Source organism: Polycyclovorans algicola TG408, from assembly GCF_000711245.1.
Taxonomy (GTDB): Bacteria; Pseudomonadota; Gammaproteobacteria; order Nevskiales; family Nevskiaceae; genus Polycyclovorans; species Polycyclovorans algicola.
In genome coordinates this window covers 704,182-730,430 of sequence record NZ_JOMH01000001.1, presented here as the reverse complement: position 1 = coordinate 730,430, position 26,249 = coordinate 704,182, and the positions used below count along the sequence as shown (strand labels likewise).

General features: G+C 63.2%; 23 protein-coding genes. 10 read left to right on the top strand and 13 right to left on the bottom strand.

Features of this window, described 5'->3' with window-relative positions:
• Window positions 1–55 precede the first annotated feature (55 nt).
• Window positions 56–310 (bottom strand): hypothetical protein, encoded by a 255-nt coding sequence (locus U741_RS0103505; RefSeq protein ID WP_029889108.1) that lies wholly within the window; start codon window positions 308–310, stop codon window positions 56–58.
• 194 nt (window positions 311–504) lie between these two features.
• On the opposite strand from U741_RS0103505, the gene yjjJ reads away from it, so the two are divergent.
• The 3 genes from yjjJ (at window position 505) to U741_RS0103490 (ending at window position 2,967) form a co-directional block, all read left to right on the top strand.
• Complete coding sequence (gene yjjJ / locus U741_RS0103500; protein WP_029889107.1) at window positions 505–1,806, top strand: type II toxin-antitoxin system HipA family toxin YjjJ; 1,302 nt, start codon at window positions 505–507, stop codon at window positions 1,804–1,806.
• Between the two features lie 82 nt (window positions 1,807–1,888).
• Window positions 1,889–2,254, top strand: a complete 366-nt coding sequence (locus U741_RS0103495; protein ID WP_029889106.1) for an antitoxin Xre/MbcA/ParS toxin-binding domain-containing protein — start codon at window positions 1,889–1,891, stop codon at window positions 2,252–2,254.
• Complete coding sequence (locus tag U741_RS0103490; protein ID WP_052378455.1) at window positions 2,254–2,967, top strand: RES family NAD+ phosphorylase; 714 nt, start codon at window positions 2,254–2,256, stop codon at window positions 2,965–2,967. Before U741_RS0103495 ends, U741_RS0103490 begins: the two co-directional genes overlap by 1 nt.
• Window positions 2,968–3,124: 157 nt before the next feature.
• Here the strand turns inward: U741_RS0103490 and U741_RS0103485 are convergent, their stop codons facing one another.
• The 5 genes from U741_RS0103485 to U741_RS0103465 all read right to left on the bottom strand — a co-directional run bounded on the left by U741_RS0103485 (window position 3,125) and on the right by U741_RS0103465 (window position 9,646).
• Entirely contained in the window at window positions 3,125–3,493 is a 369-nt protein-coding gene (locus tag U741_RS0103485) for a hypothetical protein (protein ID WP_052378454.1), read from the bottom strand.
• Between the two features lie 40 nt (window positions 3,494–3,533).
• A complete protein-coding gene (locus U741_RS0103480) occupies window positions 3,534–4,211 on the bottom strand; it encodes an HNH endonuclease (protein WP_366504025.1) in 678 nt (225 codons plus the stop codon).
• Between the two features lie 222 nt (window positions 4,212–4,433).
• The gene (locus tag U741_RS18825; protein ID WP_084154633.1) at window positions 4,434–5,336 is read right to left on the bottom strand and encodes an ImmA/IrrE family metallo-endopeptidase; all 903 of its coding nucleotides are present in this window, start codon (window positions 5,334–5,336) and stop codon (window positions 4,434–4,436) included.
• A 39-nt stretch (window positions 5,337–5,375) separates the two neighbouring features.
• Window positions 5,376–6,518, bottom strand: a complete 1,143-nt coding sequence (locus tag U741_RS0103470; RefSeq protein ID WP_029889101.1) for a ribonucleotide-diphosphate reductase subunit beta — start codon at window positions 6,516–6,518, stop codon at window positions 5,376–5,378.
• A gap of 182 nt (window positions 6,519–6,700) precedes the next feature.
• Window positions 6,701–9,646, bottom strand: a complete 2,946-nt coding sequence (locus U741_RS0103465; RefSeq protein WP_052378452.1) for a ribonucleoside-diphosphate reductase subunit alpha — start codon at window positions 9,644–9,646, stop codon at window positions 6,701–6,703.
• A gap of 298 nt (window positions 9,647–9,944) precedes the next feature.
• Here U741_RS0103465 and U741_RS0103460 point away from each other — a divergent pair, with 298 nt between their 5' ends.
• From U741_RS0103460 to U741_RS18175, 3 genes are all read left to right on the top strand, one after another.
• The gene (locus U741_RS0103460) at window positions 9,945–12,050 is read left to right on the top strand and encodes a site-specific recombinase (protein WP_052378451.1); all 2,106 of its coding nucleotides are present in this window, start codon (window positions 9,945–9,947) and stop codon (window positions 12,048–12,050) included.
• 101 nt (window positions 12,051–12,151) lie between these two features.
• Window positions 12,152–14,110 carry a bifunctional serine/threonine-protein kinase/formylglycine-generating enzyme family protein gene (locus U741_RS18180; protein WP_052378450.1) on the top strand — a complete coding sequence of 653 codons (1,959 nt, stop codon included), beginning with the start codon at window positions 12,152–12,154 and terminating at the stop codon, window positions 14,108–14,110.
• 103 nt (window positions 14,111–14,213) lie between these two features.
• Window positions 14,214–15,545 (top strand): serine/threonine protein kinase, encoded by a 1,332-nt coding sequence (locus U741_RS18175; protein WP_052378449.1) that lies wholly within the window; start codon window positions 14,214–14,216, stop codon window positions 15,543–15,545.
• Here the strand turns inward: U741_RS18175 and U741_RS0103440 are convergent.
• From U741_RS0103440 to U741_RS0103430, 3 genes are read right to left on the bottom strand one after another with little or no spacing between them, the layout of a single operon-like run.
• On the bottom strand, window positions 15,531–16,412 hold the full coding sequence (locus tag U741_RS0103440) for an alpha/beta fold hydrolase (protein ID WP_052378448.1): 882 nt from the start codon (window positions 16,410–16,412) through the stop codon (window positions 15,531–15,533). The two genes, U741_RS18175 and U741_RS0103440, sit on opposite strands and share 15 nt — an antisense overlap.
• Before the next feature lie 8 nt (window positions 16,413–16,420).
• Window positions 16,421–17,668, bottom strand: a complete 1,248-nt coding sequence (locus tag U741_RS0103435) for a serine hydrolase domain-containing protein (protein WP_029889095.1) — start codon at window positions 17,666–17,668, stop codon at window positions 16,421–16,423.
• Window positions 17,669–17,699: 31 nt separating this feature from the next.
• Window positions 17,700–18,605 carry an alpha/beta fold hydrolase gene (locus U741_RS0103430; protein ID WP_029889094.1) on the bottom strand — a complete coding sequence of 302 codons (906 nt, stop codon included), beginning with the start codon at window positions 18,603–18,605 and terminating at the stop codon, window positions 17,700–17,702.
• 112 nt (window positions 18,606–18,717) lie between these two features.
• On the opposite strand from U741_RS0103430, the gene U741_RS0103425 reads away from it, so the two are divergent.
• Window positions 18,718–19,599: a crotonase/enoyl-CoA hydratase family protein gene (locus tag U741_RS0103425; RefSeq protein ID WP_029889093.1), complete on the top strand. Its 882-nt coding sequence runs from the start codon at window positions 18,718–18,720 to the stop codon at window positions 19,597–19,599.
• Between the two features lie 7 nt (window positions 19,600–19,606).
• On the opposite strand, the gene apaG is transcribed toward U741_RS0103425, so the two are convergent.
• Together apaG and sufT are read right to left on the bottom strand one after the other, a co-directional pair.
• On the bottom strand, window positions 19,607–19,969 hold the full coding sequence (apaG, locus tag U741_RS0103420; protein WP_029889092.1) for a Co2+/Mg2+ efflux facilitator ApaG/CorD: 363 nt from the start codon (window positions 19,967–19,969) through the stop codon (window positions 19,607–19,609).
• 73 nt (window positions 19,970–20,042) lie between these two features.
• A complete protein-coding gene (gene sufT / locus U741_RS0103415) occupies window positions 20,043–20,591 on the bottom strand; it encodes a putative Fe-S cluster assembly protein SufT (protein ID WP_029889091.1) in 549 nt (182 codons plus the stop codon).
• A gap of 58 nt (window positions 20,592–20,649) precedes the next feature.
• Here sufT and U741_RS0103410 point away from each other — a divergent pair, with 58 nt between their 5' ends.
• The 3 genes from U741_RS0103410 to U741_RS0103400 all read left to right on the top strand — a co-directional run bounded on the left by U741_RS0103410 (window position 20,650) and on the right by U741_RS0103400 (window position 23,064).
• On the top strand, window positions 20,650–21,369 hold the full coding sequence (locus U741_RS0103410; protein ID WP_084154632.1) for an SIMPL domain-containing protein: 720 nt from the start codon (window positions 20,650–20,652) through the stop codon (window positions 21,367–21,369).
• A 94-nt stretch (window positions 21,370–21,463) separates the two neighbouring features.
• Window positions 21,464–21,967, top strand: coding sequence for a 5-(carboxyamino)imidazole ribonucleotide mutase (gene purE, locus U741_RS0103405; protein ID WP_029889089.1), 504 nt, complete (start codon window positions 21,464–21,466; stop codon window positions 21,965–21,967).
• A complete protein-coding gene (locus tag U741_RS0103400) occupies window positions 21,964–23,064 on the top strand; it encodes a 5-(carboxyamino)imidazole ribonucleotide synthase (RefSeq protein WP_029889088.1) in 1,101 nt (366 codons plus the stop codon). Before purE ends, U741_RS0103400 begins: the two co-directional genes overlap by 4 nt.
• Here the strand turns inward: U741_RS0103400 and U741_RS0103395 are convergent.
• A complete protein-coding gene (locus tag U741_RS0103395) occupies window positions 23,042–23,806 on the bottom strand; it encodes a ParA family protein (RefSeq protein ID WP_052378446.1) in 765 nt (254 codons plus the stop codon). The two genes, U741_RS0103400 and U741_RS0103395, sit on opposite strands and share 23 nt — an antisense overlap.
• 27 nt (window positions 23,807–23,833) lie before the next feature.
• Window positions 23,834–26,239 (bottom strand): DNA topoisomerase (ATP-hydrolyzing) subunit B, encoded by a 2,406-nt coding sequence (gyrB, locus tag U741_RS0103390; protein ID WP_029889086.1) that lies wholly within the window; start codon window positions 26,237–26,239, stop codon window positions 23,834–23,836.
• Window positions 26,240–26,249 lie beyond the last annotated feature (10 nt).

Below are 26,249 nucleotides of genomic sequence, written 5' to 3'. Positions count from 1 at the left end.
CATCAATGGGGCCGTTTTGGTTTGTGGCGTTGGGCCGGTGTGACCAGCAACGGCGTCACCACCTCGGTCGCCAACGACACGGCCACCAGTGCGTAAACAGCACCGGCGCTTCAAACAGATTCAAGCAATGGTCGGCCGCCTTCTCGGTAGGGCCAAACGCGGCGCTGGTTGAGGCACGCGTTGCAAACGCATCTATCGGCAAGCGCAAGCGCTTTTGCGCGCTCAGACGCTGCACCACCATCGCCACCCACGCCACTGCCGTGAGCGCCACCAAGGCCAGCAGCGGAGGAACCAGCGGGGAGGCGTTCATGGTGAGGTCCTTGAAGTGGTGCAGCGATGATGTCAGTTGGTCGCGAGATACGGCGACAGCAGTAGAAGTGTATCTATGCTTTTATCTATTTCGTTCTAGACGTCTCTGCGCGATCACTCCATGCATAAACAATTACTTATGCCGTAGTATCTATCCACTTATCTATTCACATATCGATTCGAACACGTCATCAGATGTCCGATCCCAACTTGATCCAACTGCTGACCGCTGGCCCCGCTCGCAGCGATGCGCTGCAGGCGCGGCTTGGCCTGAGCCAGCCGGCCATCTCTCGGCTGGTGGCCGGAAATGCGGCCGAGGTGCTGATTGTGGGGCGCGCCCGTGCCACTCAATACGCGCGTCGGCGGCCGATACCAGGTCTGGCACCCGACCTGCCGGTGTATCGCGTGAATGCCAACGGTGACGCGCAAGAAATCGGCCTGTTGTCGCCCATTTATGGCGGCATGGTCTTCGAGGATCGCGAGCAGCGGCACACTGAGATTTATCCCGGCCTGCCCTGGTTTCTCAATGACATGCGACCGCAGGGCTTCATTGGCTGCAGCTTCGTTCGTCGTCATGACGCGCTGGGCCTGCCTGCACGACTGACCGATTGGAACGACGACCACGCACTGATCGCCATCGCCCGCCGGGGCGACGATTTAGCCGGCAACCTGATCGTGGGAGAGGACGCCTTCGCCCGGTGGGCGCAGACGCAACATGATGACGTCATTGATTCTGCCGACCGCAAGACGCGGTACCCACGACTGGCCGAGCAGGCACTGGCCGGTGAGCTGCCCGGCAGCTCGGCGGGTGGCGAGCAACCCAAGTTCACCACACAAATCAATGACCGAAACGGCACTCGCCACGTATTGGTGAAGTTCTCCGGCGCGCTGACGACAGCGGTAGGCCGACGCTGGGCTGACCTGCTCATCTGCGAACACCTGGCGTTGCAAACCGTTGCCGAAGCTGGCGTCCCCGCCGCCGAAAGCAGCCTGCTGGAGGTGGGGGGTCGACTGTTTCTGGAGGTGACGCGCTTCGACCGCATGGGCGCCCGAGGCCGCCAGGGCCTGATCTCGCTCGGCTCAGTGGACGACCAGTTCGTCGGCCAGCGCAAGGACTGGTCCCACACCGCGCGTGCACTGGTCGGCCTTCGCCGCCTGTCACGGCAAGACGCCGACCACATCGCATGGCTGCAGGCCTTCGGTACCTGCATTGCCAATACCGACATGCACTTCGGCAACCTGTCGCTGTTTCACGACGGCGGACGCAGCTTTGGCCTCGCACCGGCCTACGACATGCTGCCCATGCGCTACGCCCCCGCCGCAGACGGGGCCGTCAACGCACCGGAGTGGCGAACACCCGCGCCGCCGCCGTTCGCCGTGTCGCAATGGTCGTCGGCACGTTCGGCGGCGACGCAGTTCTGGCAGCGGGTGGAGGCTGACAACCGCGTGTGGTCAACCCTTCGTGCGCTGGCGCGTGCTGCCGCATCGGGCGAATGACGCTGGAGCGAAGGTGTCCTTGCTGTGCCTGATCGCACATTTATGATAACTATGTGCGTCTAGACATAGCGCGGAGACGGCCATGACCCAAGTCGCAACAAAGGCCCCCACAGCGGATGACCAGCGCATCCTTCAGGAAGCGACCCGGCGTGCTGCGGTGAATCTGGGGCTGACCCATCAGGATCTCGGCGAGATCATCGGCGTACGTCGCGAGATGTTCTCCCGCAAAAACGCTGCTTTGACGGGGAAACAACTGGAAATATGCATGCTGTTGCTGCGCGCGACGCGTTCTCTCGCGGCAATCATGGGGCAGGACACCGCCAACATGGCGCACTGGGTCAGAACCGAAAACCGCGGACTGCAAGGCGTTCCCAAAGACCTGATGAAAACCGTGCCCGGCCTGGTCCAGACCGTGCAGTACCTCGACGCCTCACGCGCGAAGGTCTGATGGATTGGCAACGCTACAAGGGGCCTGTTCTGCGGTATGTGGAACGGCAAAGCCAGATCACCACCAGCGAACTCGTCGACAGTCAGGCCGACCAGGTCCGGCTCGAAGAACTGTTGGAGGACAGCAAGCCGCCAATCGGCGATGCGCAGGGGCTCCATTGGTTAATGCGCTCGCCGTTTCGCTACCCACCGCTGCCCTACGGCAGCCGGTTCGGAAGGCGGCATGAACGCGGCATCTTCTACGCCAGCGAAACCCTGACGGCACTTGAGGCCGAAGCGGCGTTTTACAGCTTCAAGTTCTTTCAGGACATGGCGGTGCCGCCACCGTCTCCCATACGGCGCGAGTTCACGGTGATCCGCGCGAAGCTCTCGACGGATCGCCTCGTCGATATTTCAGCCCACCCCGACGTCGATCTATTTGTTGACCCGCAGTCGTGGGGGCACAGCCAACCCTTCGGCACGCAAGTACGCGCTGCCGGCGCTGACGCCATACGGTTTCCCAGTGCTCTGGTGCCTGATGCCACGCGCAGCCAGAACTGCAACCTGGCCGTCTTCACGCCCAGCGCATTGGGGCGACAAGGCGCGCCCGAGATCTACGGTGCGTGCACAACGGTGACCGACCACACCGGCGTCAGGCTGCAGGGTTATCTGAAGCAGACTCAATACTATTCGGCGGACTTGTTGCGTCCCTGTTCTTGGGAATCGGGCGGGTAGGAACGCACTCGACGGCGGCGCTGCCGTAGCCCCCCATTTCGGCACGCGTACGGCACGTCCGTCTCGTTGGGACCTGGGACTAGCGAGTGGCACGGATTGGGGCGGATTGGGGCGGAATACCTCCACACGACGTCTTTGCAGAATGTTTATTTCTACTTCAGCGGCAAGCACGTCTTGTTCGTCGAAGTAGGCGGTCCACATCCTTGGCTTGCAGCAGAAGATCGGGTGTGTCGCTGCTCGAGGATAAGTCCTCAACTTCAACTTCGATCGGCGCGAAATAGTGTCGATGTCGCGTGTAGAGGTAGACCACCCGGTTCACGTGATGAATGCCCGGAAGAATCCACTGACGATAGTCCTCATCGCTGTCGACAACAGTCCAGATCCGCTCGGGGTCCAGCCGCTTAACCAACGCCCAATCATCGCCATATGTTTCGATGCCCAATCCACCCCATACCTCATGGCACGCTTCCGGGTGCTTCATGGGCTTGAAGCGGCGGTCGAATATGTCCTCACAGATCAACAGCATATCTACGCAACCCGCTGGTATTCCTTGCAGAGATGGAGCGTCAGTCATAGGTCTGCATGACGTCTTTTCGATGTTTCTGAATGAACTCAACGCTCGGTAAAAAGCGCTCGGGCAGCTCAATCTTCTTACCTTCCTCGGCGACCAGCACGGTGCTCAAGAACGGATCACCCTTCTTCTTGATTACGGTCGAGACAATCAAGCGGAAGTCATCGGTCAACCCGATCAACCCCTGATCAAAGGCTCGGTCGTGAATCGCTGACAGACAAAGGCCGTTGCGAGGGTTTAGCCGGTTCGCTTTGTCTTGGCTCCACGGCACGATGTGACTGGCGACCAGCAGTTGGGGAACCGAGACTCCGCTAATGCAGCAACGCCCCCGGTATCCGCTGAGCACTGCTCGCCTAAAGAACGACTGCTTGACTCGCCTCTCGGTGAGCACCGCCTTGGTCTCGCCTGTGAAGGCGCCGATGGGATCATCATCCGGGTCAGCCAAAACAACTGGCGCAGAAGCACCACGTTCTAAACGCAAACGTTGGCATTCCACCGCAAGCCCTTCCCAGTCAGCATCGAACTCAGCCCAAACTTCCCTATCCAGAGAAGATGCATTTCCCAGACCTGAGCGCCCGGTGCTCACAATTGAAGGATCAAGCGAAGCTAAGTTGACCAGCTTCATTGCCACTGCGGAGGGAGTGCGGCCGATGAGTTTGGCCAACTCAATCACCTCTGGGTTTCTATTGTGGAGGCGTCCGAACGGAAGCTGACAGTACAAATGGAACGCGAGCTTCAGCTGATCTTTGGTCCAGTTACCCGTGCGCATAGAATTTATCTGAACTTCCCAAGAACCAATTAAATGTTCGGGCTATACGTTAGCTTGATAACGAGGCCGCAGTCGACTCCAATAATCTGACTTGAGATTTTAAATGAAACTTTTGTACAGCCTCCATTAGGAAGCCTTCATTAATTTTAACTCGATCAATCGATATGCCATTGCACTAACATTGACATTAAATTCATCGGCCAAAGAGATAAACCGATCTCCGTGGAAAAATTCAGCCTTGGCCATAATAAAGGCCAACTCCTCAATTGAGGGCGTTTTACGAAGGAGCTGGACATAGCTGCTTCGAGTCAAGCCGACAGCATTGTCAGTTGATAGTTTGAATGGAATATTCTCGCCGAAGCGCTCCCTAAACTTTCGCTTCACCAGTCTGCTGGGCATTAAAAAGGCCACAGCGAACCAATTGGCTTGCCGTTCGATTGGGCTATGGCTTCTCGTTCTGCTATCGATAACCGGGAGGTCACGGTGATACTGAATCTGATCGCGATGGAGAATCCAGTGACCAAGCTCATGAGCCGCCGTGAAGTTCTGAGTTCGTTTGTCTGGCCTTGTTGAAATGCGAATCGTTTTCTGATGCCTGTCAAGAGTCGCGGCTATTTCAGCCTCCCCAGCCTCGGTAGTTATCAGGCCCATTGGGTCTACCTCTATTAAGGATATTCCCAGGGCTTCCGCCGCTGCTTTCACATTGATCATGAGAATCGGGTCTACACCTTTGCCTCCGTGCTGCTCCCAACGATATCGCAATAGCCGATTGGCGCTTTCTTCGATATCCCTTCGCTGAGTGCTTATAAACAGCGCCTGCGCATCGATTAAATTCGTCCGACTATTTAATGATGCTAATGGTTGCGGTACTCCATTTATTGCGAGGCTGGCATAAGGATTTTGCGACGCCCATACGTCCAAGGCCATTACGGCATCAAGCTTGCCATTCGCATCAAGGTGTGCATATGGATTCCGCAATCGTTGCCTATCGGCAATTATCTGCTGATTACGGTCTCGATTGTATTTCATATCATGCCTCCGAAATGCGAAGGGTGAGCTTGGATTAACTCAATCCCAACTCAAAGCCCCACCCGTCTGATACTCGGTCACCCGCGTCTCGAAGAAATTCTTCTCCTTCTTGAGGTCCATCACCTCGCTCATCCAGGGGAAGGGGTTTTCAGCGGCCGGGTAGAGCGGCGCGATGCCGATCTGGGCGCAGCGGCGGTTGGCGATGAATTTCATGTACTCATTGAACATGCTGGCGTTCAGGCCCAGCACGCCGCGGGGCATGGTGTCGTGGGCGTACTTGATTTCCAGCTCGGTGGCTTCGCGCAACATGCCGGCGATTTCTCTCTGGAACTCGGGTGTCCACAGGTGCGGGTTTTCGACCTTGATCTGGTTGATCACGTCGATGCCGAAGTTCATGTGCATGGACTCGTCGCGCATGATGTATTGGATCTGTTCGCTGGTGCCGACCATTTTGTTGCGGCGGCCGAAGCTGAGCAGTTGCACGAAGCCGACGTAGAAGAAGATGCCTTCGAACACGACATAGAAGGCGATCATGTCGCGCAGGAAGCGCTGGTCGTTTTCGGGCGTGCCGGTGTGGAATTCCTGGTCGGCCAGGCTCTGGGTGTATGGCAGCGCCCACGCGGCCTTGTCGTGAATCGACGGCACTTCGCGGTACATGTTGAAGACTTCGGCTTCGTCCAGGCCCAGGCTTTCGATGCAGTACTGGTAGGCGTGGGTGTGGATGGCCTCTTCAAACGCCTGGCGCAGCAGGTACTGGCGGCACTCGGGGTTGGTGAGGTGGCGGTACACAGCCAGCACCAGGTTGTTGGCGACCAGTGAGTCCGCGGTGCTGAAGAAGCCGAGGCTGCGCTTGATGATCATGCGCTCGTCGTCGGTCAGGCCGTTGGGGTCTTGCCAGAGCGCGATGTCGGCGCTCATGTTCACTTCTTGCGGCATCCAGTGGTTGTTGCACGCGCTCAGGTACTTGTCCCATGCCCACTTGTATTTGAAGGGCACGAGCTGGTTGAGGTCGGCGCGGCAGTTGATGATTTTCTTGTCATCGACCTGGATGCGGCGGGCGCCCATTTGCACGTCTTCAAGGCCGCTGGCGCCGGCCACGTCGGCAACGGGCGCATGCGGCGGCTTGGCAGTCGCCGAAGCGGGCTGGGTGCGGGTGGCGGGGGTGTCGTCCCAATCAAGCATGTGAATCTCCAAATCTGGTGTTTACAGCGTTCAACGCAAAGGCGCGAAGGGGTACAACAAGGACGCAAAGGAAAAGCAGAAAAGAAGAACGATGTGCTTCACCTTGTGTTTTGACTTTGCGTCCTTTCTTTTGTCCTTTGCGCCTTTGCGTTAAAGCTTTTCTGTAGGTTTATCCGCGCGCCTTACTGGCAGGCTTCGCAGTCGGGATCGAGAATCGAGCAGACCTTGGCGCTGCCAATGTCGCTGGCGGGGGCCATGACGACGGCGGGGGGCGGGGTGCTCGCGGGCTTGGCGCTTACCGCACCGACTCCGCCGCTGGCACCCTGGCCCACGCTGTTGAGGCGGCCATCGCTGATGGTGGACTTCTCGCTGTGCGTGGCGCCCATGGTGCGGAGGTAGTAGGTGGTTTTCAGCCCCGACACCCAGGCGTGCTTGTACAGCTCATCCAGCTTCTTGCCGTTGGGCTGGCTCATGTACAGGTTGAGGCTCTGGGCCTGGTCGATCCATTTCTGGCGGCGGCTGCCGGCATCCACCAGGCGCTTGGCGTCGATTTCGAAGGCGCACTTGTAAAGCGCCTTGATCTCACTCGGCACGCGGTCGATGGTTTGCACCGAGCCGTCGTAGTACTTCAGGTCGTGGGCCATGACTTCGTCCCACAGGTCCAGCGCCTTCAGCTCGTTCACCAGGTATTCGTTGACCACGGTGAACTCACCCGACAGGTTCGATTTGACGTACAGGTTCTGGTACGTGGGTTCGATGGACTGGCTCACGCCGGTGATGTTGGCGATGGTGGCGGTGGGGGCAATGGCCATCGTGTTGGAGTTGCGCATGCCCACGGTTTTGACCTGTTCGCGCAGGGCATTCCAGTCAAACCGGCCGGACTGTGATTCGTCCTGCGTCAGGTACTGGCCGCGGCTTTCGCGCAGCAGTCGGATGGAGTCGATGGGCAGAATGCCCTGGCTCCACAGCGAACCCTCAAAGCTCGGGTACTTGCCGCGCTCGGCCGCCAAACCACTCGACGCCTTGATGGCGAAGTAGCTGATGGCTTCCATGGAATCGTCGGCAAACTGGATGGCGTCGTCCGATTCATAGGCGAGGCGCAGTTTGTAGAGCGCTCCGTTGAAGCCCATCAGGCCCATGCCCACCGGACGGTGGCGCAGGTTGGAGTTACGCGCCGTGGCCACCGAGTAGTAGTTGTACTCGATGACGTTATCCAGCATGCGCATGGCGGTGGTGACGGTCTTCTCGAGCTTTTCGAGATTCAGCACGCCGTTTTCGATGTGGCGCGGCAGGTTCACCGAGCCCAGGTTGCACACGGCAATTTCCTGACCGGCCTTGGTGTTCAGGGTGATCTCGGTGCAGAGATTGGAGCTGTGCACCACGCCCACGTGCTGCTGCGGGCTGCGCAGGTTGCAGGGGTCTTTGAAGGTCACCCAAGGGTGGCCGGTTTCGAACAGCATCGACAGCATCTTGCGCCACAGCTGCAGGGCGGGCAGACGCTTGAAGTTCTTGATGCGGCCTTCGTCGGCGAGCTTTTCGTACTGGGCGTAACGGGCCTCGAAGGCGCTGCCGATCAGATCGTGCAGGTCGGGCGTTTCTTCCGGGCTGAACAGGGTCCAGGGCGCGTCTTCCATGACGCGCTTCATGAACAGATCCGGCACCCAGTTGGCGGTGTTCATGTCGTGCGTGCGGCGACGGTCATCGCCGGTGTTCTTGCGCAGTTCCAGGAATTCTTCGATGTCGCGGTGCCAGGTTTCCAGGTACCCGCAGACCGCGCCCTTGCGCTTGCCGCCCTGGTTCACCGCCACGGCGGTGTCGTTGGCCACTTTCAGGAACGGCACGACGCCATTGGACTTGCCATTGGTGCCCTTGATGTAGCCGCCCATGCCGCGCACCGAGGTCCAGTCATTGCCCAGACCGCCGGCAAATTTGGAGAGCAGGGCGTTGTCCTTGATGGCGCCGAAGATGCCGTCAAGGTCATCCGGCACCTGCGTCAGGTAGCAGCTCGACAACTGCGGGCGCAGCGTGCCGCTGTTGAACAGGGTGGGCGTGCTGCTCATGAAGTCGAAGCTCGACAGCAGCTGGTAGAACTCGATGGCGCGGGCTTCGCGTTCCACTTCGTTCATCGCCAGACCCATGGCCACGCGCATGAAGAACGCCTGCGGCAGCTCGAAGCGGGTCTTGTTGCTGTGGATGAAGTAACGGTCGTACAGGGTTTGCAGGCCCAGGTAGTCGAACTGCGCGTCACGGTCGGCCAGCAGCGCCTTGCCCAGCGCGTCCAGGTCGTAGAGCGCCAGTTTGGGGTCCAGCAGTTCCAGATCCACCGCCTTGTGGATGAAGGCGCGGAAGTACTCGGGGTAGGCCGGCTTCATTTCTTCGAAGGTGGGGCGGCTGTCCGGCAGGTCGAGAAACTTCAGCGCTTCGTGGCGCATGGCGTCCAGCAGCAGCCGCGCCGAGGCGTAGGTGTAGTTGGGCTCTTTCTCGATGCGGGCGCGGGCGGCCAGGGTCAGCGCCTGGCTGAGTTCGGCTTCGCTGATGCCGTCGTACAGATCGCGCAACGCGGCAGTGACCACCTCTTCAACCGCCGTGCCCGACAGGCCGGCACAGGCTTCGGTGACCACGGTGCGGATGCGCGCCACGTCCAGTGGCACCACGGCACCATCGTCGCGCTTGACGTGAATTTGCGGACCAGCGGCGGCGGGCACGGCGGCAACTTCGGCAGCGCGCTTCTTGGCCTGCTCGTCACGGTAGATGACGTAGGCGCGGGCGACCTTGTGCTCGCCGGCGCGCATCAGGCCGAGTTCGACCTTGTCTTGAATGTCTTCAATGTGCAGGGTGCCGCCGCCGCTCAGGTGACGGGTCAGGGCCTGCACCACCTGCTCGGTGATGTCCTTGACCAGATCCCGCACGCGGGCGCTGGCGGCGGCCGGGCCGCCTTCGACGGCGAGGAAGGCCTTGGTCAGCGCAATGTTGATCTTGGCGGCGTCAAAGCCGGTGACCTTGCCGTTGCGGCGGATCACGCGAATCGCGCCGGGCGCGGTGGCCGCGACATCAAGCGTGTTGTGGGTGTTCTGGGGCGGCTGGGCAGCGCGCTCGGTGTTGCGGGTTTGAATGTTGGCAGTGTCCATGCCGGTCCCCTCGAATTGGTGTGGTGCAGGTCGACGACGAGGGGCTGGCGCAAGGCCAGCCCCGATCCCCGATATAACCACAGACAAAAAGACTTGCCTAGCCCAAAACCACAATATCTGGTGTTTATTTCACGGCTCGGCCCCTACATGCTGTGTTCAAGCTGGGACTAAAGCATTGCAAACTCTGTGGACAAGTCGTGCGTATCCACCGAGCGCCCCACGTTTTCAAGCACTTGCGGCGGGGCTTTGGCTCACAATGCCGTCCCGCTGAAGCCTTGCGCCTGTTCCTGTCACCCTGATGCCGCTGCTCCCCAAACCCGACGCCGACGCCCGATTGGTCAAGTTGCGCGCCACGCTGCTGGCCGCCGTGATGGTGCTGGCCGACACCGATGGCGATAGCGAACAACGGCTGAGCCAGTTGCGCAAGCTGGTGCGGCTGATACGCCCAACCCGCCGCGAGGCCGAACTGCCGGGCCTGCGCCTTGCGCAGTTGGCGCTGGTGCTGCGCACCGAAACCACCGCGCGCCGCGCGCTGCGCAATGCTTTGCTGGCCTTGTTGGCCGAAAAGCACAGCGTGCATCTGTTTTCCGACGCGGGCGTGCTGTCGAGCGAAGGGTTCTCGTCGTCGCTGTCGCGGCGCATCTGGCACCGCGTGCTGCCCGACGTGGTCAACACCGACTATCTGAAAGACGTGCTGGGCCTGCTGTTCGACCGTCGCGACGATCACGAGTGGATGGAAGCTGCGGGCGCCGAGGCGTGGCTGGACCTGGTGCGCGCCATCGACATCGACCACGGCGCCAGCCACGACAAGGGCAAGCTGGCCCTGCAGATCGTCTCGGCCATCGAGGTGCTGAGTTATCGCATCACCTCGATCGGCCTCGAGCCCGAACTGGTGCGCAACTACCCGGCCATCGAGCGCCACGAGTCGCCGTTTCTGACCCAGAACGCCGAGGTGCGGCACTTCGTTGACGAGTGGCGCAAGGCCGCCACCGACAAACGCGACCCGCAGCTCGACAGCCGCCAGATCGACGTGCTGCTGGAACAGTGCACCGAAATCATCGGCAAGATTCGCAAGCAGGCGCGCAGGACTGGCGCCAGCGTCAGCCTGACCTATCAACTGGTGCGGCTGGAACAGAGCATCGCGCGCTTCAGCCAGTTGATGAAGCTGCTCGAAGCCCCGCCGGCCGAGCGCAACGATCTGGCGGTGTCGCTGTTCTTCGAACTGGTGATTGCCGAGAACCGCCGCTACAGCATCGGCGACCTGTTTTCGCAGAACATCGAGTTGCTGGCGCAGCGCGTCACCGGCAGCGCCGGGCGCATGGGCGAGAAGTACATCGCCAACTCGCGTACCGAGTTCTGGGCCCTGTTGCGCGCCGCGCTGGGGGCCGGGTTTTTCATCGCGCTGATGGCCGGAACCAAGCTGCTGTTCGGCTTTGGCGAGCACGCGCCCATCGTCACCGCCTTCGTCAACAGCATGATTTATGGCCTCGGCTTCGTGGTGATTTACCTGGTCGGCTTCACCGTCGCCACCAAGCAGCCGGCGATGACTGCGGCCACGATTGCCGCCAGCATTCGCAGCACCGAGGCGCACCCCGACCGGCTCGAAGGCTTGGCCAATCTGGTGGTGGCGACGCTGCGCAGCCAGTTCATCGCCATCATCGGCAACCTGGTGCTGGCCTTTGTCACTGCCGCGTTGATGGGCTATCTGATCTGGACCTACGGCGGCGCCCACTTTCTACCGGCCGACAAGGCCCATCACCTGCTCGAGGACCTTGACCCGTTTCGCAGCCCGGCCATCGCCCACGCCGCCATCGCCGGCATCTGCCTGTTCTTCTCGGGGCTGATCTCGGGCTATTTCGACAACCGCGCCGCCTACACGCGCATTCCCGAGCGCATTGCCCAGCGCCCCAAGCTGCAACGCTGGCTGGGCAAGGCGCGGGCGCGGGCGCTTGGCGATTACATCGGCCACAACCTGGGCGGCATTGCCGGCAACTTTTTCTTCGGCTGCATGCTGGGGTCGATGGGTACGCTGGGCTTCATCCTCGGCTTGCCGCTGGACATTCGTCACATCGCCTTTGCCGCCGCCAACTACGCCTATGCGCTGGTCAGCCTCGACTGGGCAGTGCTCGCGCCGGTGGCGCTGTGGTCGGGGCTGGGCGTGCTGATCATCGGCATGACCAATCTGGCGGTGAGCTTTGGGCTGGCGCTGTTCGTGGCGATGCGTTCGCAGCGGGTGGAGTTCACCGAGGGCCGGCGCCTGGCGTGGCTGGTGATGGGCCACTTCGTGCGCGCGCCGCAGCGCTTCATCTGGCCGCCGCGCACCAAAGATGCCGACATCAGTGAAGTCATCGACACCGTCGCCCAGCGGGTGATGGGTCCGCCGCCGGGCCCCGGCGGCGCCTGAGCGGCCAGCTGCGCGCCTACAATCGATCCACGACGTTCAGGGGCGGCGCCATCTTCCAGAAACATTGCCCGGGCTGCTTCGCCGACAAGGCGGGCAAGGCCGTGTGTGCAATCTGCGGCTACGACGAGTCGCGGCCGCGCTCGGCCATGTTTCTGCGCCACGGCACGCTGCTGGCAGATCGTTATCGCATTGGCCGCGTGCTGGGCCGGCCGGGCGGCTTTGGCATCACCTACCTGGCCTGGGATGTCCACCTGCAGCAGCGGGTGGCCATCAAGGAATACCTGCCGCGCGAGCTGGCCAACCGCGACACCGACAGGCTGACCGTCAGCGTCCACACCACCGACGAGCGCGGCACTTTCGAAGCCGGGCGCGAGCAGTTTCTGCGCGAGGCGCGCATCGTCGCCGGGCTCGATCACCCCAACATCGTCCGCGTGCTGAGTTACTTCAACGCCCACGGCACGGCGTATCTGGTGATGGATTACTACGAAGGCCTGAGCATGGGCGACTACCTCGCCACCGTGAGCAGCGTGCTCGACCCGGTGGTGGCGGTGGGCATCATCGAGCCGGTGCTCGAAGGCCTGGCGTTCGTCCACCAGCACGGCGTGGTGCATCGCGACATCAAGCCGCACAACCTTTATCTGGCGGCAATCGGCAAGCCGATTCTGCTCGACTTCGGCGCCGCGCGACGGTCCAGCGGCGAAGGCGCGCGCAGTATCTCGGTGGTGCTCACCGAAGGCTATGCGCCGCTGGAGCAGTACCAACGGCGCACCGCGCAAGGCCCGTGGACCGACGTCTACGGCCTGGCCGCCACGCTGTTCCGTATGACCACCGGCCACGCCCCGCCGCTGGCGCTGGACCGCCTCGACAGCGACCCGCTGGACAGCGCCGACTGGGGCAACGTGCCGGCCGCACTGCGCGACGTGCTGACCCGCGCGCTGGCGGTGCAGCCTGAAGACCGATATGCCAGCGCTGAGGCCTTTCTTGAGGCGCTGCGTGCCTGGCGGCACGCCACACCCGCACCCGGTGAGGTGGGCGAGGTCCCGCCCGCCCTGTGGCGCCGTGCCCCCGATTCGGACGCTGGCCCGCCAGGCGCCGAGCCCGTTGACCGCCCTTCGTTCAACGGCGGCGGCGGCAATCTGCTGCCATGGCTGGCGGCGGTGGCACTGGCCGCGGTGGCCATCGGCTGGACTGCGGTGACGCTGGAGACCCCACCGACACCCGGCGACCCGGCGCTGGGCGGGTCGCCTGCATCGCAGGCTCCGGCCAGCATCGCCACTGGAACGCCGCGCACCACGCCGCAGGCACCGGTGCCAACGATCGGCCGCGATGCGCTGGTGGCGCTGCCCATGGCCTCAATGCCCGCACAGTCCGTAACCGTGGGCGGGACGGACGGCGTGCCGGTCTCGGTGCTGCCGCTTGCGACGTTCGAGATTTCACGCTTTGAGGTCACGGTTGAGGCGTTTGCCCAATTTGTCGCCGATCAACGCTACCGCCCCGAGGCATGGGCCAACTTCCCCTGCGATGGCGTCACCCGTGGCGACTGGTCGTCGCCCCATGTGGCGCGCACCGAGCGGGTGCCGGTGGTCTGCGTAAGCCTGCACGACGCGCAGGCTTACGCCGCGTGGCGCAGCCGGGTCAGCGGCGATGACTACCGCCTGCCCACCGAGGCCGAGTGGGAAGCCGCCGCCCGCGCCGGTACCCGCAGCGCCTACTGGTGGGGGGACGACCTGGAGAGCGATCGCGCCAACTGCGCGGGTTGTCGGCCGTTCACCACCCGCGCCGCCAATGTGGGCCGCTATCCGGCCAACAGACTGGGCCTGCATGACACCGCCGGCAACGTGCGCGAATGGACCTGCTCATCGGTCGAGATGACCGCAGCGGTCAGCCCGCTCTGTGCAAGCGTCGAGGGCGCTGCAGCCGCGCAATCGTTCGTGGTGCGCGGCGGCTCCTGGCACCAGGGACCTGACGCCCTGCGCAGCAGCGCCCGCGACCTGCTGCCGTCGCTGCGCCGTGACCATCACACCGGCTTCAGGCTGGTGCGTCAGCCAAGGTCAAATTGACCCTGCCCCCTGACAGCGCTGCGGCGTTACGGGCATGCTGTTGATCGCCGGTTGCGCTGCGCCGGTCCGCGCACTGAATTGACCCGCCCTGGCTGACCTTCGCATGAGCTATCAGAAGCACTGCCCTTCCTGCTTTCGCCTCAAGGAGGCTGCGGCGGTCTGCCCGCATTGCCGCTTCGACGAGTCGGCCGCGCGCTCGCAATTGTTTCTGCCCTACGGCACCACGCTGGGCGGGCAATACCGGGTTGGGCGCGTGCTCGGCAAACCCGGTGGTTTTGGCATCACCTACCTGGGCTGGGACATCAACCTGCAGCAGCGGGTGGCGATCAAAGAGTTCATGCCGCCAGAGATTGCCGAACGCGTGCCCCAGAGCGCCGATGTCACCGTCATGGAGTCCGGTGAGCGCAAGAGTTTCGAAAGCGGCAAAGCGGCGTTCGTCCGTGAGGCGCGCATCGTCGCGCAGCTCGATCACCCCAACGTGGTGAGGGTGCGCACCTTCTTCAACGCCAACGACACGGCGTATCTCGTCATGGATTACTACGACGGGATGAACATGGAGGACTACCTCACCCAGAAGCAGCCGACCCTGGGGCCGGAGCTGGCGATTCCGGTGATGCTGCCGATACTTGACGGACTACGTTATCTGCACGCGCGGGGTCTGATTCACCGCGACATCAAGCCCAACAACATTTATCTGGCGACCATCGGTCGGCCGATCCTGCTCGACTTCGGCGCCGCCCGCCAAGCCACTGGCGAACACGACCCGAAAACCATGTCGGTGGCGCTGTCCGGCGGTTATGCGCCGCTGGAGCAGTACCAGAAGCGCTCGTCACAAGGCCCGTGGACCGACGTCTACGGTGCCGCCGCGACGCTCTACCGGATGATCACCGGCCAGGCGCCGCCCACCGCGCTCGACCGCATGGGTGACGACCCGCTGGCGGTCGGTCCATGGCCTGGCGTTCCCGCCAACTTGCGCGCCGTGCTGCTGAAGGCCCTGGCAGTCAAAGCCGAAGACCGATACCCCAGCGCCGAGGCGTTCATGCTGGCACTGGAGCAGTACACCGGCGTCAACCCCGCCGAGCGCGCACCGGCCGACGAGCCGCCGCCAACCCGCAGCCGGCCGCAACCGGCGTCTGACGACCCTTTGCTGCCCGCAGCGCCCGCGCCGGGCAACGCCAGCCGCGCGGCACAGGCGCCCTTGCCCCCGGTGGTGATGCCGCCGTCACGCCCGAGCACGACCACGCTGCCCGGCTGGCGCCGCACCGCCGAACTGGCACTGCTGACCTTGGGTGGCGGACTGATCATTGCCTTCTTTGTGTGGCTGATGTTCTTGCGCCCGCCCGAGGCCTTCACCCCGGCCACCGGCAGCCTGGGGCCCGTCAACACGCTTGGGCTCGCTGCGGCCACGTCACAAAGCGCCTCAGCACTGCCCTGACGGCAGGGCGTCGAGAAACCGGCGAATCCGCTCGGCGATGTCCTGCGGCTGCTCCAACATGAAACAGTGCCCGCCGGGCACGCGTTCGACCTGGCGCTTGCGATCGCCCGCAGCGACGCGGCGCGCCGTGGTCGGAAAGAAGCCGTAGCTGTCGGCGCCGTAGAGCATCAGCATGGGCTGCCGAAGGCGCCGCAGCGCCGACCACGGATAGACCGGCTGGCGGTAAATGGCAGCCTCTATCGCGCTGGGGCAGATCAGCGCCAGACCGTCGGCCACCGGCCGCGTGGCGTGATCGATGAAATCTTCAAACGCCGCGTCGGTCCAGCCGGCGTAGATGCCGCGGCCTTTCAGGCGTGTGGCGAGGGCATCGCGGTCGACCCACTGGGTGCGCCGTCGCAGCGCGGCGTTGGCCATCGGGTTGCGGCCCAGCCGGCCCGCGAGGTTTGACAACACCCAGTATTGCGGCGGCAGCAGAATCGGGTCGAGCAACACGGTCGCGGCGACGGCCTCAGGCCTCTGGGCTGCGAGCAAGGTGCTGATGCCGCCGCCCAGGCTGTGGCCCATCAGTACGGTGTTGCCGGCCGGGGCGAGGGTGTCGAACACCTCGCAGGTCTGCGCCAGCAAAGTGGCTTTGCCGCGGTAATGGCCGGTGACCTCGCTTTCGCCGTGGTTCTCGAAGTCATGGGTGATCAGCCCAAACGGACCGATCAGTCGCGCCAGCAGCGTCGCGTACACCCCGCCGGCGAAGCCGTTGCCGTGCGAGAAGAACAGGGTCGGTGCATCCCCGACCGGGTCGATGCGGCGGCCGCGTACGGTCACACCGTCGGCCAGGGTCAACTGCCACGGCTGCAGGTCGCGAAACGTCATTGGCGTCCTCACAGCCGGGGAAACGCCTGGGCCATGGCGCGCAACCAGCGTGCGGTGTGCAACACGCCGCTGGGCGACACCGATTTGCCCGAGGTCAGCAGCGCCACGCTCAGCGCCCGATGGGGGTCGGCCCAGCACAGCACGTTGACGAAGCCCAGGTGCCCGAACGCCCGCTGGCTGCGTGGCCCGAACAGGCCAAAGGGTTTTTCGCCAAGCATGAACCCGGCCGAGAAGCGCAGCGGCAGCTTGAGCGTGCGGTCGAACTGGATCGGACCGACCGGCTCGATGGCGCGCGCCACGGTCTCCGGCTTGAACACCTGACGACCCTCGAAACGTCCGCCGTCGAGCAGCATCTGGAAGACCCGGTTGGCATCTTCGGCGCTGGCGGTGAGGTTGCCGGCCGGGACCACCGCACTCAGGAACGGATCTTCGTTGGACGCCGCAACGCCCTCGGCCATGTCGACCCCGATGATGCTGCGAATGTAAGCCGACAGCGGCCACACCGGCTGCAGCCCGGTGACGACGTTGCGCGGCATCTGCGCGCGCAGCGCCGGTGACGCGCCGTATTGCAGAAACTGGCAGCCCAGCGGCTTGGCGATCCACTTGTCCAGCGCATCCGGCAGGCTGATCTGGCCCACGCGCTGCACGACCTCGCCGAGAATGAACCCTGCCGTCAGCGCGTGATAAGCCTGCTGGCGAAACTCGCGGTCCACCGGTCGCGCGGCACACAGCGTGGCGATGAGCACGTCCCAGTTCTTCAGCAGCTCGGCACCCTGGGTCTCGACCGTGAGCGAGGGGATCGCCGCGCGATGCGCCATCAGCTCGCGCAGCGTGACGCGGTGTTTGCCGCGCGCCGCAAACTCGGGAATGTAGGCGGCGACCCGGTCGTCAAGGCTGAGCTTGCCGTCTTCGATGAGCTTGTGGACCAACAGCGCCGAGATCGACTTGGATGCGGAAAACAGACACATCGGCGAATCGGGCTGCAGCGCCACTTGCGGCTCGTCGACGCCCGGGTCGAGGCCGCGCACCGCGCCGATGGACCGTTTAAGCACCGTGCGCCCGTGGCGCTTGACCACCAGGGTGATGGCGGGCTGCAAGCCGCTGGCAAACATCTGCTCCACCGCGCGCCACACCGCATCGACCTTTTGCGGGTGCAGGCCCAGCTCGGCCGGCGCGGTCTCGGCCGCATGGTCGATGCCGACCAGCGGCTGCAGGTTTTTCGGGGCGCGCACGTACGCGCCGGGCATCAATTGCATGGAGCAGACTCGAGAAGGTCGTGTGCCGGGTTTAAACCGCGTCCCCGGCAATAAAGGTTTCGACGGCGTTGACGATGAAATCGGGCCGGGTCAGGGGTAGCCAGTGCCCGGCATACACCGGCACGCGGCGCACGTTGGGCACCCAGTCCGACAGGCTGTCGAGCAGGGCTTCGGTGACAAACGGGTCATAGCGCGGGGTGATCAGTTGCACCGGGACCTCGGTGGTGCGCCGTTGCGGCGCCAGCAGGCGGCGGCGCATGTTGGCGCGGTACAGCTGGATGCCGTTGACGCCGTCGCGGGTCTGGGTGGCGGTGCGCGGCGCTTCGGCCATGCCTTCGAGGCGCTCGAGCACGCGCGGCCAGTGGCGACCCACCGCGAGGCGCCAAGCGGCAGGGGCGATGACCGGCAACTGGAACACGCCGATGTACCAGGAGTGCGCGAGCTGCCCGAGCACCTTGCCCCAGCGGCGCGGGTCGGCGCTGAGCAGTCCGGCGCGCATCCAGTGACCGACGTGGTCGAGGCACGGCCCCGAGATCGAGGTGAAGCTTTTGATGCGCCCTTCAAAGCGCGGACTGCAAACCGATTCCCAGGTTTGGATCGACCCCCAGTCGTGGCCGACCAGGTGCACCGGGCGCCGGGGGCTCACCGCCTGGATGATGGTCAACAGGTCTTCGGACAACACTTCAAGCCGGTAATCGCGCAGCGCCTTGGGCGCACTGGAGGCGCCGGTGCCGCGCACGTCGTAGGCAAACACCGGGCGGTGCTGAGCCAGACGCTCGGCGGTTTCGCGCCACACCTGCGCACTGTCAGGGTAACCATGGATGAGGATGACCGGGTCGGCGTCGGCTTGTGGACTGGGCCAGGCATAGACCGCCAGGGTCACGTTTCCGCATTCGACCCGGCGGTGGATGGGCAGTGGCGCTTCGACGTCGGTCATGGGTCGATCTGGAATGAACCTAATCGCATTATGCGCAACGTGTTGCCGCGCGGCATGTCTTCGGCGCCACGCAGGCGCTACGCTCGCGTCTTGACTTTTACCCGAGGCAGCAATGACCTACACCACCCTCAAGACCGCGCAAGACGGCGGCGTACTGACCCTAACGCTGTCGCGGCCCGCACAGCTCAATGCCTTCACCGTCGAGATGGCCGACGAGCTGGAGCACTTCTTCACCACCGTCAATGACGACGATGCCGTGCGCGCCATCATCGTCACCGGCGAGGGCAAGGCGTTCTGCGCCGGCATGGATCTGAGCATTCCCGGCAACGTCTTTGGCCTCGACGAGACGCAAGCGCCCACCCGTGCCGACATGGAAACGCGCCTCCATGACCCCGCCATTCAAGCCGGCGTGCGCGACACCGGCGGCCGCGTCACCCTGGCGATCTTCAACTGCCGCAAGCCGGTGATTGGCGCGATAAATGGCGCGGCCGTCGGCATTGGCGCCACCATGACCTTGGCGATGGACGTGCGTCTGGCCAGTGAGAACGCGCGCATCGGCTTTGTTTTTGGCCGGCTGGGCATCGTGCCGGAGGCCTGCTCGAGCTGGTTTTTGCCGCGCATTGTCGGCATCAGCACCGCGCTGGAGTGGGTCTACAGCGCCGAGATCCTCAAGCCCGACGTGGCGCTTGCCGGCGGGCTGGTCAAGGCCGTGGTGCCGGCCGACCAGCTACTGGATGAGGCGATGAAGCTGGCGCGCAAATTCAGCGACAACCGCTCGCCGGTGGCCGTGGCGCTCGCCCGGCAGATGCTCTATCGCAACGCGGCCGCAACACACCCGCTGGAAGCGCACAAGGTCGATTCACTGGCGATGTTCTACACCAGCATTGGCGACGGCAAAGAAGGGGTGCGCGCGTTTCTGGAGAAGCGCGACCCGGCCTTCACCGCCAGCGCCGCGACCGACCTGCCGCCGTTCTATGACGACTGGGCCAAGTGACCGCAGATCAGTTGAGGATGCCTGGCATCGCCAGCCGGAACGGCGCAATGGTGACGCGAAAGCGCCGCCCGGTCTGCGGTTCAATGAAGCCGTAACTGCCCTGCATGACGCCGACCGGCGTCCGCAGCGGGCAGCCGCTTTGGTAGGTGAACTGCTCGCCCGGCGCGATGACCGGCTGCTGGCCGACGACGCCGGGACCCTTGACGTCTTCACTACGACCTTCAGCGTCGGTGATCTGCCAGTGGCGGTCGAGCAACTGGATGGTTTCGGTCGTGCCGTTGATGACCATGATGTCGTAGGCGAACACCCACAGACCGTCCCGGGACTGCTGCGGCAGATAACGGGTGCTGACGCGGATATTGATCGACATGACGGTCCTGAAAAGCGCGCTGGGAAACCTCTGACAAACCTAGAGCGCTGTAATGTTGCAGAGGTTCCTGGGGCTAAAACATGCCGGTCATGAGCCGGGCTTCTTCGCTCATCATGTCCTGCGTCCACGGTGGGTCGAAGGTGAGTTCGACATCGACCTCGTCGACGGTGGGCAGCGCCTCAACCTTGGACTTGACGTCGGCGACCAGAATATCGCCCATGCCGCAGCCCGGTGCGGTCAGGGTCATGCGCACGGTGGCGCGACGTTTGCCGGCATCGGATGGCTCGATCACGCAGGAGTAGATCAACCCCAGATCAACGATGTTGACCGGAATCTCGGGGTCGTAGCAGGTCTTGAGCTGCTTCCACGCTGCGGCTTCGATTTCCTTGTCGGTGGCGTTGTCCGGCACTTCGGGGCCGTCGGGCACTTCTTTGCCGATGCTGTCGGCATCCTTGCCGTCGATGCGGAACAGGTGACCCTCGACCTGGATGGTGAAGCTGCCGCCCAGCGCCTGCGTCAGTTGAGCGCTGGCGCCTTCCGGCAGTTCGACACGGGTGCCCTGGGGAATGAGCACGCCGATCACGTCGCGGGTGAGGGTGAGAACGTCAGTTGAAGTATTCATTGGCAATTCGGTCCGATACGCATAGCGTAAGGGCAATTCACTCAGAACCAAGGATTTCATGATGAAAGTTTTCGGCGTGTGGGCTGCTGCGCTGCTGTGGATCGTGTCGGTCGGTCAGGCTGCGGCCGACGACAACCCCATTCCATCGGTCACGGTCACCGGCAGTGCCGAGGAACGCGCAGCGCCTGACAAAGCGACGCTCAACGTCGCCGCCGACGTCAAAAGTCCCACCGTCGCCGAGGGGGAGGCGCAGGTGCAGCGGCAGGTCAAGGCCCTGCTGCAACGTCTGAAGGCGCTGAAAATCGCAGATGACCAGATCAACAGCGCCCAGGTCAGCGTCCGGCCCGAGTACCAATGGAACGAGGAGGCGCGGCGCAATGACCCTGACGGCTACCGGGTACGCCGCGACATCCGCATCGAGATCACCGACTTGAGCCTGCTTGGCCCGGTCCTCAAGGCGGTGACGGCGTCTGACATCACCGAAGTGTCGCCGCCACAACTGGGCTTGCAGGACCCTGGCGCGGTGGACCGCAAGGCGCTGGCGCTGGCCGCCAAGGATGCGCGCTTGCAGGCTCAGGCGCTGGCCGAGGCCCTGGGCCTGACCCTGGGCAAGGTGCTGTCGGTGCAGGGCGCCGGCAGCACCCAGCAACCCCCGCCGATGCCGATGATGCGCATGGCGGCGGCCGATGCCGAAAGCTCGAACAGCCAGCAGGGCATTCTCACCGGCGAGTTGACCGTGACCCAGCAGGCGACCGTAAGGTTCGCGCTGCTGCCGTGACGCACCGACACGGCGGCCGGGGCCGGTTCGCGAGGGCCTTCACTGCCGTGTGATAATCGGCGATTCCGTTCAACCAGAAGGGAGCGCCGGGCTGATGAGCGCCGCGCCGATTGAAGTAGGCGTGATCATGGGATCACGCTCAGACTGGGACACCCTGAAAGGCGCCTGCGAGGTGCTCAAGGACTTGGGCGTCGGCGTTGAGGCGCGCGTGGTGTCCGCCCATCGCACGCCCGATGCGCTGTTCCGTTACGCCGAGACGGCTGCCGACCGTGGCATCAAGGTGATCATCGCCGGCGCGGGCGGCGCCGCTCATCTGCCGGGCATGTGCGCCGCCAAGACCGCGCTGCCGGTGCTCGGCGTGCCGGTGCAAAGCCGCGTGCTCAATGGCGTTGATTCGCTGCTGTCGATCGTGCAGATGCCAGCCGGCATCCCGGTGGGTACCTTGGCCATCGGCACGGCCGGCGCCATCAATGCCGGCTTGTTGGCTGCGGCGATTCTTGCCCTCAGTGATTCCGCGCTGGCCACGCGCCTCGCCGATTACCGCGCCCGGCAAACAGACCGGGTACTTGAGACGGCTGACCTGAGCGACATGTCGTGACCCTGGGGGTTTTGGGCGCTGGCCAGTTGGGCCAGATGCTCGGCTTCGCGGCCACCCAATTGGGCATCGACACCTGCTTCTTCGACCCGGCAGAGGCGCCTTGCGCCGAGCGCGCCGGGCCGGTGATTCGCGCCGACTATGCCGATGCCGCTGCGCTGCTTAAGCTGTCCCAGCGCGTCGATGTGGTCAGCTTCGAATTTGAGAACGTGCCGCCGGACGCCCTGCGGTTTCTCAGCGCCCGGGGTTTGCGCGTGGCACCAAATGCCGATGCGCTGCAGCACGCGCAGGATCGCGGCATCGAGAAGGCATTGTTCGACCGCCTGGGCATTCCGGTGGCGCCGTATCGCTGCGTCGATGACCTGGCGGCCGCGCAGGCTGCGGTCGCGACGTTGGGGCTGCCGGCGGTGATCAAGACCCGCCGCTTTGGCTATGACGGCAAAGGACAGGTCGTGATTCGCCACGCCAACGAGGTCCCTGCGGCGTGGAAGGCCATCGGCCAGCAGCCGGCCATCATCGAAGCCTGGGTGCCGTTTGAACGTGAAGTGTCGTGCCTGGGCGTTCGTGCACGCGATGGCCTGACCCGCTTCTATCCGTTGACCACCAACACCCACCGCAACGGCATTTTGCGGTTGTCGGTGCCGACGGCAAATGACCCGCTGCAGTCGCTGGCCGAGCAGCACACCCGCAAAGTGATGGACACGCTGGATTACGTTGGCGTCATGGCCTTCGAATTTTTTATTGTTGAAAATCAATTGCTTGCAAACGAAATTGCGCCTCGCGTGCACAACTCCGGCCATTGGACGCAAGACGGTGCCAAGACCAGCCAGTTTGAGAACCATGTGCGCGCCGTCTGCGATCTGCCGCTGGGCGACACCACCTTGTTGCGCCCGGTGGCGATGATCAATTTGGTGGGGCAAGTGCCGGACGCTGCCGTTTGGGCAACGCACGCGGGGCACCTGACGCTGCACGATTACGGCAAGTCGGCGCGCCGCGGTCGCAAGGTCGGCCACCTCAACGTGTGGGCAGACGACAACCGGGCATTGGCCCAACGGGCGGCCACGGTGGCCCGGTTGATCAGCCCGTTCGAAGACGGCTGAGCTGCCGTCTTACGTCTTGCCAAAGCGCCGCATAGGCCGCGTTGGCGGGCTCTGAAGGCCCGCTGAAACACCCCAGCGGCTGACGATGCAAGCCCATGCGTTCCACGCTGCTGGCGTACGGGATTTCGCTCTGCAGCCAAGTGATCCCAGCGACCGGCGCGGCTTCAAGCTGTTCGCGGTGCACGGTGCGCCGCCGGTCCACCAGGGTGTAAAACGCCGCCATCTTGCGCCGGGGTTGGTCCAGCGCGGCCATGCGCTCGGCCACCAACTCAAGGGTGCGCTGCGCTAAAAATCCGGGAATAACCGGCAAAAGAAGGCAATCCGACGCAATCATGACGTTATCCGCCAGGTGAGACAGGCTGGGCGGTGCGTCCAGGATGACCAGTTGGTAGTGCTCTGAAAACGGCTTCAGCAGTTTGGACAGCGCCCGTTCCGGTCGGTCGACCTTGTTGAGCAACACATCGAGCAAGCGGTGTGCGCTGGCGGCGGGCAAGACGTCGAACCCTCCGACGGCGCTGCGCTCGACATAGCGACCAAGCGCCGATTTGCCCTTGAGCCAGTGCTTGGACTTGGCATCCAGCGTGGCGTCGACGCCCGACAGCCACGTCGCCGCGCCTTGCGGGTCAAGGTCCCAAAGCAAAACCTGCAAGCCGTCGGCAGCCGCTCGGTGCGCCAGGTTGACGGCGGTGCTGGTTTTGCCAACACCGCCTTTCAGTTGGTAGAGCGCGAGGACATCCATCATCGGGTCAGCCCTCGCGCATCGTGCCGGTCAGAGGTCCAGGTTGCCCACCATGAGGGCGTTCTGCTCAATGAACTCGCGGCGCGGTTCGACGTGCTCGCCCATCAGGGTGGTAAACACCTGATCGGCACTGATCACGTCTTCGACATCGACCCTGACGAGACGGCGGACTTTCGGGTCCAGTGTGGTTTCCCACAACTGTGTGGGATTCATCTCGCCCAGCCCTTTGTAACGCTGCGTGTGCAGACCGCGCTTGGCCTCGGAGAGCAACCAGCGGAAGGCGTCGTCGAAGGTTTCCACGGCAACACGGCGCTCGTTTCGGACCACCTGTCCGCCACCGGGGAAATGCTTGGCCAGGGTGTCGCGCAGGGCCACCACCCGTCGCCATTCCGCTTGCGCGAAAAAGTCGGGACTGAGCGTTTCGACGTAGGTCGCGCCGTGGCGGCGGCGACCGACCTGAAGCCCAACGCCGCGCTCGTCACGGACCACCTGCAGGGTGTAGTGATTGTCGCTGGGTGCATTGTTGAGGGTGGTCGTAAAACGCGCCAGCCACGCCGCTTCGTTTTCCGGGGTCGGCAAAATAGGTGTTTGCGTCAGCGTCCGCAGCAGGTTGATGTCATAACGGCGGGCCCAACGCTCGACCTGGCGCTCAATGTGCGCGAAATCACGCATCCATTCCGCCAACAGGGTGCCATCGACCACGGTCGTGCCGTCGGCACGTTCAAGACCGGCATCTTCGGTGGCGGTTCGGATCAGCCACTCATGCAGCTCCTGATCGTCCTTCACATACGTTTCGTGTTTGCCCGATTTCAGCTTGTAGAGCGGCGGTTGGGCGATGTACACGTGACCACGTTCAACCAGCGCATACATGTGCCGGTAAAAGAAGGTGAGCAACAGGGTGCGAATGTGCGAGCCATCTACATCGGCGTCGGTCATGATGATGATGCGGTGATAGCGCAGCTTTTCGAGCTTGAAGTCATCTTTACCGATACCGCAGCCCATGGCCGTGATCAAGGTGGCGACTTCGGCACTCGACAGCATTTTTTCGATGCGCGCCTTTTCGACATTCAGAATCTTGCCTTTGAGCGGCAGGATGGCCTGAAAATGCCGGTCACGCCCTTGCTTGGCGGAACCGCCTGCCGAGTCACCCTCGACCAGAAAGAGCTCTGATTTCGCTGGGTCTTTTTCCTGGCAGTCCGCGAGTTTTCCGGGCAATCCGGCGATGTCGAGCACGCTTTTGCGTCGGTTGAGCTCTTTGGCCTTGCGTGCTGCTTCACGGGCACGCGCCGCGTCGACCACCTTGGCCGCGATCATTTTTGCTTCGCGAGGGTGTTCCAACAGATAGGTCTTGAGCTTTTCACCAACTGCACTGGACACCACCGGCGTGACCTCGGAAGACACCAGCTTTTCCTTGGTCTGGCTGGAAAAACGCGGGTCGCGGAGCTTGATGCTCAAGACGGCCGTCAACCCCTCGCGGGTGTCGTCACCATTGGGTGTGACCTTTTCCTTTTTCGCCAGGCCTTCCTGTTCGATGAAATCACCGAGCACGCGGGTCAGCGCGTTGCGGAAGCCTGTTAGATGCGTCCCGCCATCTTTTTGCGGGATGTTGTTGGTAAAGCAGAAAACGTTTTCCGTGTAGGCGTCCACCCATTGCAGGGCCGCTTCTACGACGATGCCATCGTGGTCAACTTCAAGATGAACGACGGTGTCATGTATGCCCTGCTTGTGCTTGTTCAGATACTGGACGAAGGCCTTGATGCCGCCGACATACTCAAAAACGTCTTCGCGACCGCTGCGCTCGTCGTGCAGCACGATCCGGACACCGGCGTTGAGAAACGACAACTCCCGCAGGCGCTTGGCAAGAATGTCGTAATGAAACTCTCGGTCGGAAAATATTTTTGGGCTGGGATGGAAGCGGATGGTCGTTCCGCGCTGATCGGTGGGCTCGCCTTGCGCAAGCGGGGCCACCGGAATGCCCATGTGATAAGTCTGTTGATAATGAAAGCCGTCACGACGGATCTTCAGGTCCAAGTGATCTGACAAGGCGTTGACCACCGACACCCCGACACCGTGTAACCCCCCGGACACCTTGTAGCCGCTACCGCCGAACTTACCGCCTGCGTGTAGCACCGTCATGATCACTTCAGCGGCGGAAATGCCTTCTTCAGCGTGGATGTCTACCGGAATGCCTCGCCCGTTGTCGATGACTTCGACGGAGCCGTCAACCTGAATTGAAACCCGAATCTCGGTGCAGTAGCCCGCCAGCGCTTCATCGATGGCGTTGTCGACAACCTCGAAAACCATGTGGTGAAGGCCGGTACCGTCATCGGTGTCGCCAATGTACATGCCGGGTCGTTCACGAACAGCTTCCAGCCCCTTGAGGACACGGATTGAGGTGGAGTCGTATTCGGCTCCGGGCGCAGGTTGTGTGGTCATTGGATGAATA

What these genes read in the sequence shown, in the direction of transcription:
- U741_RS0103505 (WP_029889108.1), bottom strand. Translation starts at nt 310, where the DNA reads ATGAACGCCTCCCCGCTGGTTCCTCCGCTGCTGGCCTTGGTGGCGCTC.
- yjjJ (WP_029889107.1), top strand. Translation starts at nt 505, where the DNA reads ATGTCCGATCCCAACTTGATCCAACTGCTGACCGCTGGCCCCGCTCGC.
- U741_RS0103495 (WP_029889106.1), top strand. Translation starts at nt 1,889, where the DNA reads ATGACCCAAGTCGCAACAAAGGCCCCCACAGCGGATGACCAGCGCATC.
- U741_RS0103490 (WP_052378455.1), top strand. Translation starts at nt 2,254, where the DNA reads ATGGATTGGCAACGCTACAAGGGGCCTGTTCTGCGGTATGTGGAACGG.
- U741_RS0103485 (WP_052378454.1), bottom strand. Translation starts at nt 3,493, where the DNA reads ATGCTGTTGATCTGTGAGGACATATTCGACCGCCGCTTCAAGCCCATG.
- U741_RS18825 (WP_084154633.1), bottom strand. Translation starts at nt 5,336, where the DNA reads ATGAAATACAATCGAGACCGTAATCAGCAGATAATTGCCGATAGGCAA.
- U741_RS0103470 (WP_029889101.1), bottom strand. Translation starts at nt 6,518, where the DNA reads ATGCTTGATTGGGACGACACCCCCGCCACCCGCACCCAGCCCGCTTCG.
- U741_RS0103465 (WP_052378452.1), bottom strand. Translation starts at nt 9,646, where the DNA reads ATGGACACTGCCAACATTCAAACCCGCAACACCGAGCGCGCTGCCCAG.
- U741_RS0103460 (WP_052378451.1), top strand. Translation starts at nt 9,945, where the DNA reads ATGCCGCTGCTCCCCAAACCCGACGCCGACGCCCGATTGGTCAAGTTG.
- U741_RS18175 (WP_052378449.1), top strand. Translation starts at nt 14,214, where the DNA reads ATGAGCTATCAGAAGCACTGCCCTTCCTGCTTTCGCCTCAAGGAGGCT.
- U741_RS0103440 (WP_052378448.1), bottom strand. Translation starts at nt 16,412, where the DNA reads ATGACGTTTCGCGACCTGCAGCCGTGGCAGTTGACCCTGGCCGACGGT.
- U741_RS0103435 (WP_029889095.1), bottom strand. Translation starts at nt 17,668, where the DNA reads ATGCAATTGATGCCCGGCGCGTACGTGCGCGCCCCGAAAAACCTGCAG.
- U741_RS0103430 (WP_029889094.1), bottom strand. Translation starts at nt 18,605, where the DNA reads ATGACCGACGTCGAAGCGCCACTGCCCATCCACCGCCGGGTCGAATGC.
- U741_RS0103425 (WP_029889093.1), top strand. Translation starts at nt 18,718, where the DNA reads ATGACCTACACCACCCTCAAGACCGCGCAAGACGGCGGCGTACTGACC.
- apaG (WP_029889092.1), bottom strand. Translation starts at nt 19,969, where the DNA reads ATGTCGATCAATATCCGCGTCAGCACCCGTTATCTGCCGCAGCAGTCC.
- sufT (WP_029889091.1), bottom strand. Translation starts at nt 20,591, where the DNA reads ATGAATACTTCAACTGACGTTCTCACCCTCACCCGCGACGTGATCGGC.
- U741_RS0103410 (WP_084154632.1), top strand. Translation starts at nt 20,650, where the DNA reads ATGATGAAAGTTTTCGGCGTGTGGGCTGCTGCGCTGCTGTGGATCGTG.
- purE (WP_029889089.1), top strand. Translation starts at nt 21,464, where the DNA reads ATGAGCGCCGCGCCGATTGAAGTAGGCGTGATCATGGGATCACGCTCA.
- U741_RS0103395 (WP_052378446.1), bottom strand. Translation starts at nt 23,806, where the DNA reads ATGATGGATGTCCTCGCGCTCTACCAACTGAAAGGCGGTGTTGGCAAA.
- gyrB (WP_029889086.1), bottom strand. Translation starts at nt 26,239, where the DNA reads ATGACCACACAACCTGCGCCCGGAGCCGAATACGACTCCACCTCAATC.